This is a genomic window from Okeania sp. SIO2F4 (assembly GCF_010672385.1).
Lineage (GTDB): Bacteria > Cyanobacteriota > Cyanobacteriia > Cyanobacteriales > Microcoleaceae > Trichodesmium.
Map to the genome: position 1 here is coordinate 1 of NZ_JAAHGT010000362.1, position 8,952 is coordinate 8,952.

Genomic DNA, 8,952 nt, shown 5'->3' on the forward strand with positions numbered 1-8,952 from the left:
CAAGCTACTGTGTGGCGCGATACTGCGCTCCGCAACGCTCCGCGAACGCACCACACCCCCATCTATTCTCAATAATAGTGGGATTTTAGTTGAACTATTCTTCAGCTTATTTGATAAGTCCACCTCTGTATATAGCTTTCAGCTACCTTGTCACCCCGTGAGATTTGAGGGACTAGAGCAAAACTACAAACAAAAAGATGATCTAAGTCCTAAGTCCTAATATTAAGTATTTGAGGGGCTAGAGCAAAACTACAAACAAAAAGGCGACATAAGTCCTAATAATGTTACCATCTCGCTCACAATTAAATCAAGAAACGGGAGCAGGATGCTCCCACTAGCCAACAATTAAATTGGCTCATTGCTGACTGCTATCTTAGGACTAAACCTTCGCTAATTGGAACACAGATCCTAAACCAGATGCCATTTCTTCTGGAGAGATTTTTCCATCTTTATTGATATCCAGAGCATCAAATACAGCATCAGTTCCTGCCCACTCTTCACGAGTGATGAAACCATCACCATCTAAGTCATAGATATGGAAAATATCTTCTGCTGCATGGGTAACTCCCTCTAGACGAGTCAACCGATCTGCTAATAGTTTTTCCAATGATTCTAATGCTTTGGAGAAACCTTTAATTCCCTCATCCAGCTTTTGAGATGCCATCCGGTCTTCAGCGTGCATCTTATCAAAAGTCTCTTTGTCCATTGTAATTTTTTCTGCATCAGACTGAGCAGCTTGCTCCACAGAAAGTTTAGTAGGTAACTCACCTGTTGTTGACTCCAACTCACCCAATAATGCAGGTGAAATAGTCAACAGGTCACAACCTGCTAATTCTGTAATTTCCCCAATATTACGGAAACTAGCTCCCATCACTTCAGTCTTGTAACCGAATTTCTTGTAGTAGTTGTAGACCTTAGTCACAGACAATACACCAGGGTCTTCCGCTGGAGGATAAGAATCTCGTCCAGTTTCTTTTTTGTACCAGTCTAAAATTCTTCCTACAAAAGGAGAAATTAAAGTAGCACCAGCTTCAGCACAAGCGATCGCCTGGTGCAAACCAAACAGTAAAGTTAAATTGCAGTGAATACCCTCTTTTTCTAGCACTTCTGCTGCTCTGATACCTTCCCAGGTAGAAGCAATCTTAATCAAAATGCGATCGCGACCAACTCCAGCAGCTTCATATTGAGCAATCAAATCTCGTCCTTGAGCTATTGTAGCTTCTGTATCGTAGGATAGTCTAGCATCAACCTCTGTAGATACCCGCCCAGGAACAATTTGTAAAATCTTGAGTCCAAAAGCAACTGCCAGTCTCTTAAATGCTAAATTTGCCACATCAGAAGCTGTTGCATCTGTTCCCAATGTCTGCCTTGCTGCTTTCAAAGTTTCATCCACAATTTCTTGATATTGTGGCATCTGAGCAGCAGCAGTAATTAATGAGGGATTAGTAGTTGCATCCCGTGGCCTAAATTTTTCAATTGCTTGAATATCGCCTGTATCAGCAACCACGATGGTTACTTCTCGTAGTTGTTCGAGCAAATTTTTAGCCATTTGTTTCTCCTTTTGAGAATAAGTTGCTTAACTTCTGGTTTATTTCAAAATTACTCTAGAAAACTTTAAGAAAATGTCACTTTATGACATTTTAATATTTCACTTCCTGCCATTTCGGTCAGATAGGTTTTTTGGCCGTTGGTTTCTACAGCCCATTTCTTCCTAAGAATCAACACAACAGCAACCGATAGCATTGGTGTAATTAGATCGGGAGTCAGGAGGGAAGAAAATTTAGAAAGATTTGGCAATGGCTAAAGATGGAATATTTTTTTATACCAAATTAAGCTTAATTTTATTTTAACTTAAGTCTAATAAAATGATTATCATAATTAGGTTTAAAATTTCTGTGCCTTAACATACACTATTAAATTGCAAAAGCTACTACTCAGGGTTGGCTGAAAAAGTCTTATAGTTGAGGGTAGAATTCAGAATTTAGAATTCAGAATTCAGAATTTAGAATTTAGAATTCAGAACTTATACCATGGATGAAAAAAGAATGTTACGAACAGTTTGGTCAACAAAAATGGTTAAAGTTCAGATGTATATTTGGCAGAATCGAATTATTTCACGGTCAAAAATGATAATAACATTTCTTTCTACTGACTACTGACTACTGACTACTGGCTACTGACTACTAACTACTGACTACTGACTACTGACTACTAACTACTAACTACTAACTACTGACTACTGACTACTTTCAAGGAGAGGTAATTATTAATTATTAATTGTTGAAATTACCTTTTTGTCCATCTTCAAAAATTATATCTCCTGGAGAAAAAGTTTGATATCCTGGTTGTTTCTGAAATCACTCTACAGTTTTTGCTGATTCGAGCATAATTATCTCAGTCCTAATATCAATTTAATTAAGTAGTTGTGCAAAATAAATTTCCTAGTTGAGATAGAACAGGGAACACTTAACAATGAATAATTGATAATAGACCTCTCAAGAAAAGAGAGATCTGGCGGAAATAATTAGCGATTTCTGTGGGATAATTGAGTTTATTTTTGATTATTGGAGATGTCTAATCAAAACTATCTCTAATTATCAATTATCCATTAAATTAGGTGATTACAGTAGGTTTTTCCCTACCTGTAAGATTCTTAATTTGAGCAATTTCATCTGCTAAACTAATCAAAGGAGATAAAGCTTCCTGAGTATCTTGGTCTTGTTTAGTAGCATCTGGCTCATAATTTTCAACATACAAACGTAGAGTTGCTCCTTGAGTTCCTGTTCCTGAAAGTCGGAACACAATCCGAGAACCATCAGTGAAACCAATACGAATACCCTGTTTCTGACTTACGCTACCATCTATTGGATCTGTATAGCTAAAATCATCAGCATATTTTACCTCATATTGACCATATTGTTTTCCTGGCAAAGAAGGTAATAGAGAACGTAAATTATCCACAAGTGTATTAGCTTTATCAGTTTCTATCCCTTCATAGTCATGGCGAGAATAATAGTTCCGACCGTAAGTTTTCCAGTGTTCCTTAACAATATCCTCTACTGACTCTTGCCGTGCTGCCAGAATATTCAACCAGAACAATACTGCCCAAAGTCCATCTTTTTCCCGCACATGATTAGACCCTGTACCAAAACTTTCCTCTCCGCAAAGAGTTGCTTTATCCGCATCTAATAAGTTACCAAAAAATTTCCAACCCGTGGGAGTTTCATAACAGTCCAGACCCATTTTAGACGCTACTCGGTCTGCTGCTGCTGAAGTTGGCATAGAACGGGCAATACCAGCTAAACCAGAACTATATCCAGGAACTAATTTAGCATTAGCAGCCAATATTGCCAAACTATCGCTAGGAGTAACAAAGAAATTCTTTCCTAATACCATGTTGCGATCGCCATCCCCATCAGAAGCAGCTCCAAAGTCAGGAGCATTATCTCCGAACATGATTTCTACCAAGTCGTGAGCGTATACTAAGTTAGGGTCGGGATGTCCACCACCAAAATCTTCGAGAGGTATACCATTTTGCACTGTACCTGCGGGAGCACCTAACCGTTGCTCAAAAATATCTTTAGCATAAGGTCCAGTCACAGCGTGTAATGAGTCCATACACATCCGAAACTTACCAGACTTTAGCAGTTCTGATATTTTGCCAAAATCAAACAAAGATTCCATCAACTCAGCGTAGTCTGCTACAGAGTCAATAACTTCTACAGTCATTTCCCCTAACTTCTGACTACCCAGTTGGTCTAAGTTAATATCCTCAACTTCGATGATTTTGTAGCTATCTATAACTTTACTACGTTCATAGATGGCACTTGTCACTTTTTCCGGAGCGGGGCCACCATTACTAATATTGTACTTAACACCAAAGTCCTCTTCAGGTCCACCTGGGTTATGACTAGCAGAAAGGATTATACCACCAAAGGCTTGATTTTTACGAATGAGACAGGAAGCAGCAGGGGTAGAAAGAATACCACCTTGACCCACTAACATTCGACCCACTCCATTAGCGGCAGCCATTTTCAGAATTATTTGAATTGCCTGACGGTTATAATAGCGACCATCACCACCAAGCACAAATGTTTGACCAGAAAAATTTTCTAGACTATCAAAAATAGACTGAATAAAATTTTCTAGGTAGTTGGGTTCTTTAAAAGTTGGCACTTTTTTGCGGAGTCCGGAAGTGCCTGGTTTTTGGTCGCTAAATGGTTTAGTTACAACTGTTTGTACATTCATGGTTTATAGAAATTGAATTTAGAATTTAGAATTTAGAATTTAGAATTCTGTTCTAACTTTTACACCAAATATGGCACTAATGTAGAATTTAGAATTGAATTGATTAATCTGTTCTGAATTCTGAGTTCTGTTCTAACTTTTACAACAAATATGGCACTTTAGAAAAATTAATTTTTGGCTGTTGAGTAAATGTGCTTATAGTTAAGATTAGGTTAAAAAATTTGATCAGAAACCGGATTTGTATGTATTAGATATCCCAACACAAGGTATTTATAGTTTCTTGTATCCGGGAAATATGCAATTGTTTACATCAATTCAAAATCGGGAACAAATGGTTTGTTTTAAAATATAAAAATGAGTCAATTACTATTTGAGTGGGATCGGGAAAAGAATCTGATTAACCAAAAAAAGCACGGTGTTTCATTTGAAGAGGCAAAATCAGTGTTTTATGATGATAATGCAATTCAATTTTGGGATGAACAACACTCTGATTTAGAGGATAGATTTTTGTTGCTTGGTATAAGCTCAAAAATGCGAATATTATTGATAGTTCATTGTTATCGAGAACAAGAATCTGTAATCAGAATTATTTCTGCCCGCAAAGCAACTAAAAAAGAAAGTGAATTCTATGGAGAATAAAAGTATGAAACCAGAATATGACCTCACTAAAATGAAAAGTCGTCCTAATCCTTATGCAAAAAAACTCAAGCAACAAGTAAATTTATCTTTAGGAATTGAAGTAATAGAATATTTTGAGAAAAAAGCAGAAGAAAAAGGAATTTCGTATCAACAATTAATTAATTTATACCTTCAAGATTGTGTAAATAGCAAACGTGAACTGTCTTTTTGAAACACAAATATTCAGCTATAGCAATATTTATTTTGGTGGCGCTTAGGAGTCAGGTAGGGGTGATTTAAGAATCACCTATACAGAATTTTCAAGGTTTTCAGCGTACTGCTAAATATTAATGTTAGAATACTTATTGTTTTTTTCCGGTACTTGAAAACCCTTCTAAAATTATGAATCAAACCAAACTATTATTCATTGACTCGAAGGTAGAAAATTACGATCGCCTGATCTCACAGGTTGACTCTCAGACAAAAGTAGTTATCCTACAAGCTAATCAAAATGGTATAGACCAAATATCTAAAAGTCTGAGTGAATGCTGTGATGTGGATACAGTTCATATTATTTCTCATGGCGCAAAAGGTACTTTGTATCTGGGAAATAGTATCCTGAAAAATGACAATATTCATCTATATGTTGAGAGTATTCGGCAGTGGGGTAAATGTTTGTCTGCTGACGGAGAAATATTGATTTATGGTTGTGAGGTGGCAAGTGGTAAGGAAGGTAGAGAATTTGTTCGACAACTGCATCAGCTTACAGGAGCAAATATTGCTGCGTCGGAAACATTGACTGGAAATGTTAGCAAAGGTGGTAACTGGAATTTAGAAGTAATATTCGGTCAACTTAAGTCAGCGTTAGTATTTACACCGGAAGTTAGGGCAAGTTATGCAGGGGTATTGGCAAATATTGTGGTAGATACTACTAATGATGTAGTTGATGATAGTGATGGTGTTACTTCTTTGCGGGAAGCTATTATTGAAGCGAACAGTACACCTGAAGATGATACTATTCAACTGACAGCAGGAGCAACATATAATCTGACTATCTCAGGAAGTTTAGAAGATGCTGCTGCTACAGGAGACTTAGATATTGTTGCTGGAGGTGGAGAAATAACAGTTATTTCAGAGGGAGAAGAAAAAGCTGTTATTGATGCGGGGGGAGAAACAGGAATCAATGACAGGGTGTTTGATGTTTTGGAAGATGCTATCCTACAGTTGGAAAATGCAGAAATCACTGGTGGTTTTGTAACTAATGTTTTTGATGATGGTGGAGGCATCCGAAACAATGGTACAGTTAGTATGAACGACAGCACTATTAGTGGTAATTTAACAGACAGTGGTGATGGTGGAGGTATCTTTAACATGGGTACAGCAAATATCAGCAACAGCACTATTAGTGGCAATTCTGCATCTTTCGGTGGTGGGATCAAATCTTTAGGTGGTTATATCAACAACTCATCAGGCATAGCCAATATCAACAATAGCAATATTAGTGGCAATTCTGCATCTTATGAAGGTGGTGGGATCAGTAATTCTTATGGCACAGTCAGTATCAACAATAGCACTATTAGTAGCAATTCTACATCTTTTGGTGGTGGGATCGCTAGCTTGTCAGGCACAACCAGTATTAACAATAGCACTATTAGTGGCAATTCTGCATCTTTCGGTGGTGGGATCGACAATGACGAAGGCATAGCCAGTATCAACAATAGCACTATTAGTGGCAATTCTGCATCTTTCGGTGGTGGTGGTATCCACAACTCATCAGGCATAATCAGAATCAACACTGCCTCAGCCAGTATCAACAATAGCACTATTAGTGGCAATTCTGCATCTTTCGGTGGTGGTATCAACAACGCATCAGGCACAGATAGTATCAGCAATAGTATAATTAGTATCAGCAATAGTACAATTACTGATAATGAAGCCGATCCAAGTCGAGGAAGTGGTATTTACCACTATTATGCCTCTAGTGATGTAACCTCTAGCATTGTTTCCGGTAATGTTAACACTGATGTTGATGCCACAAGTAACGATAACTTTACCAGTGGTGGTAATAATCTAATTGGTACAGGTAACGCCATCAATAACTTCAACGGCGATCGCGACCAAACAGGAATTACAGACCCTCTACTTGGAGAACTAGCTGACAACGGTGGCCCCACTTTGACCCATTTACCTCTCCCCAATAGTCCCGCCATTGATGCAGGTAGTAATCCCAACAACCTTGATACAGACCAACGAGGGGAACCGCGTTTAGTAGGCGAAGGGGTTGATATTGGTGCAGTGGAAGTGCAAATTCCACAAGAAATTACTGGTACTCCTGAAAGTGAAGTCTTTAATGGTGCAGGTGGTAATGACACTATTATAGGTCTAGCAGGTAATGACACTATAAATGGTCGTGGTGGTGATGACCAAATTATTGGTAGTCGAGGTGGCGACTTCCTCTATGGAAAAGACGGCGATGATACTCTAGAAGGTCGTCAAGACAACGACCATCTCTTTGGTGGTAATGGTAATGACTCTCTCGTTGGTGGTCAAGGACGCGATCGCTTCAACGGTGGTGCTGGTAACGACATCCTAACTGGAGGAGCAAGTATTGACCGTTTTATTTTCAATACCAATCAAGAATTTACCCTAGAAGATGTGGGAGTAGATACCATCACCGACTTTGTGCCACAACAAGATATAATTCTGCTCGACAAAAGTACATTTACAGCTATTACCAGTGACTCCGGAACAGGTTTCAGTGTCAATGCTGAATTTGCCATAGTTACCAGTGATGCTGATGCCGAAATCTCTCCAGCAGTCATTGTTTACAACAGTAACAACGGCAAATTGTTCTACAATGCTAATGGCACAGAAGCAGAATTTGGCAGTGGTGGTGAATTTGCTAATCTGACTAATACCCCATCTATTAGTGAGGATGATTTCTTCTTGAGACGATAAAATCTCAACTTAAGATAATATTACAATGGTTTTGATTTGGGTAGACCGCAGTAGGGACTTTCCATGGAACGTCCCTACTGGTTTTTGGTTGTGATATCAAGTCCGTTTATATAGAATCCGGTTATATAATATATGTTGATAATTCTATAATTACTTCAAGCCTTCAATTTCCCCATCTCCCCATCTCCCCATCTCCCCATCTCCCCATCTCCCCATCTCCCCCAACTATATAATAACTATTCAACCGGATTTGATATTAATTGCACATACAATCTAACCATCTACAGAGTTCGAGGATAGTGTATAAAGTTGAATGTCAAATTCTTGATAATAATAGAATGATTGGGTTTAGTATCTTCTACTGACTACTGACTACTGACTACTGACTACTGACTACTGACTACTAAATTGATAGTGAGGTTATTTAACCGGATTTGATATAATACCTGTTTATTATTCAGGGTATCCCTACCACCTGGCGTTGCTGAACCAAGGGATGAATCTTTCACAGACCACACGGACAACACCGACCACACTAATTCATCCCACATATAAGCAACGCCCTACCACCTTATTACCTTCGGATGATTATCCGATAAAAAAAATCAAGTTTTTTCCTCTTCCTGCTGCAAATAACCTGCTAATAAATAATCACAACCAACAGCACGCATACTAACATTTTCTAACTCCAAAGATTCTGTCATTTTCCTTAATCCTAAATCCCCTACAGGTGAAGGTGCCATTTCCCCACCAATAATTTTCGGAGCAATAAAAGCCCAGATTTTCTGTACTGCACCATCAGCGATCGCCCTAGCAGCTAAAGTTCCCCCACACTCCCAAAGTACAGAAAGAAATCCGCGATCGTAGAGATTAGCCATTACCACTGCTGGAGTTAAAATCGAAGTCTCCACCACTTCCACCCCTTTTTGCCTCAAATATTTCTGAAATTCTTGATTAGAATCTATTTCCGTAAATACTAAAGTTTCAGCCTCACTAACATCCCATAAATTAGCCTCTTTCGGCAAATCTAAACTGCGACTCATAACCACCCGCAAAGGATTATCATCTCGACTCCTACGACTCGTCAAAAATGGATTATCTCGACGAACAGTATTACCCCCAATAATC

General features: G+C 38.4%; 9 protein-coding genes. 4 read left to right on the forward strand and 5 right to left on the reverse strand.

The window, feature by feature from the left end; genetic code table 11:
• Positions 1–220 (forward strand): hypothetical protein (locus F6K22_RS21435; protein WP_293102413.1); only part of this gene is annotated, 220 nt, incomplete at its 5' end.
• A gap of 159 nt (positions 221–379) precedes the next feature.
• Here the strand turns inward: F6K22_RS21435 and F6K22_RS21440 are convergent.
• The 3 genes from F6K22_RS21440 to F6K22_RS21450 all read right to left on the reverse strand — a co-directional run bounded on the left by F6K22_RS21440 (position 380) and on the right by F6K22_RS21450 (position 4,248).
• A complete protein-coding gene (locus F6K22_RS21440; protein ID WP_293102416.1) occupies positions 380–1,549 on the reverse strand; it encodes a transaldolase in 1,170 nt (389 codons plus the stop codon).
• A 65-nt stretch (positions 1,550–1,614) separates the two neighbouring features.
• Positions 1,615–1,797: a hypothetical protein gene (locus F6K22_RS21445; protein WP_293102419.1), complete on the reverse strand. Its 183-nt coding sequence runs from the start codon at positions 1,795–1,797 to the stop codon at positions 1,615–1,617.
• An 816-nt stretch (positions 1,798–2,613) separates the two neighbouring features.
• The gene (locus F6K22_RS21450; protein WP_293102422.1) at positions 2,614–4,248 is read right to left on the reverse strand and encodes an alpha-D-glucose phosphate-specific phosphoglucomutase; all 1,635 of its coding nucleotides are present in this window, start codon (positions 4,246–4,248) and stop codon (positions 2,614–2,616) included.
• A gap of 354 nt (positions 4,249–4,602) precedes the next feature.
• On the opposite strand from F6K22_RS21450, the gene F6K22_RS21455 reads away from it, so the two are divergent.
• The 3 genes from F6K22_RS21455 to F6K22_RS21465 all read left to right on the forward strand — a co-directional run bounded on the left by F6K22_RS21455 (position 4,603) and on the right by F6K22_RS21465 (position 7,824).
• Positions 4,603–4,887 carry a BrnT family toxin gene (locus F6K22_RS21455; RefSeq protein ID WP_293102425.1) on the forward strand — a complete coding sequence of 95 codons (285 nt, stop codon included), beginning with the start codon at positions 4,603–4,605 and terminating at the stop codon, positions 4,885–4,887.
• Positions 4,877–5,098, forward strand: coding sequence for a CopG family antitoxin (locus F6K22_RS21460; RefSeq protein ID WP_363274079.1), 222 nt, complete (start codon positions 4,877–4,879; stop codon positions 5,096–5,098). The genes F6K22_RS21455 and F6K22_RS21460 overlap by 11 nt, the downstream gene beginning before the upstream one ends.
• Positions 5,099–5,268: 170 nt before the next feature.
• Positions 5,269–7,824 (forward strand): DUF4347 domain-containing protein, encoded by a 2,556-nt coding sequence (locus F6K22_RS21465; protein WP_293102427.1) that lies wholly within the window; start codon positions 5,269–5,271, stop codon positions 7,822–7,824.
• A gap of 386 nt (positions 7,825–8,210) precedes the next feature.
• Here the strand turns inward: F6K22_RS21465 and F6K22_RS21470 are convergent, their stop codons facing one another.
• Both F6K22_RS21470 and F6K22_RS21475 read right to left on the reverse strand, forming a co-directional pair.
• The gene (locus F6K22_RS21470; RefSeq protein ID WP_293102430.1) at positions 8,211–8,375 is read right to left on the reverse strand and encodes a hypothetical protein; all 165 of its coding nucleotides are present in this window, start codon (positions 8,373–8,375) and stop codon (positions 8,211–8,213) included.
• Positions 8,376–8,429: 54 nt separating this feature from the next.
• The coding region (locus F6K22_RS21475) for a RibD family protein (RefSeq protein ID WP_293102433.1) at positions 8,430–8,952 on the reverse strand (523 nt) is incomplete at its 5' end.

What these genes read in the sequence shown, in the direction of transcription:
- F6K22_RS21440 (WP_293102416.1), bottom strand. Translation starts at nt 1,549, where the DNA reads ATGGCTAAAAATTTGCTCGAACAACTACGAGAAGTAACCATCGTGGTT.
- F6K22_RS21450 (WP_293102422.1), bottom strand. Translation starts at nt 4,248, where the DNA reads ATGAATGTACAAACAGTTGTAACTAAACCATTTAGCGACCAAAAACCA.
- F6K22_RS21455 (WP_293102425.1), top strand. Translation starts at nt 4,603, where the DNA reads ATGAGTCAATTACTATTTGAGTGGGATCGGGAAAAGAATCTGATTAAC.
- F6K22_RS21460 (WP_363274079.1), top strand. Translation starts at nt 4,877, where the DNA reads ATGGAGAATAAAAGTATGAAACCAGAATATGACCTCACTAAAATGAAA.
- F6K22_RS21465 (WP_293102427.1), top strand. Translation starts at nt 5,269, where the DNA reads ATGAATCAAACCAAACTATTATTCATTGACTCGAAGGTAGAAAATTAC.
- F6K22_RS21470 (WP_293102430.1), bottom strand. Translation starts at nt 8,375, where the DNA reads ATGTGGGATGAATTAGTGTGGTCGGTGTTGTCCGTGTGGTCTGTGAAA.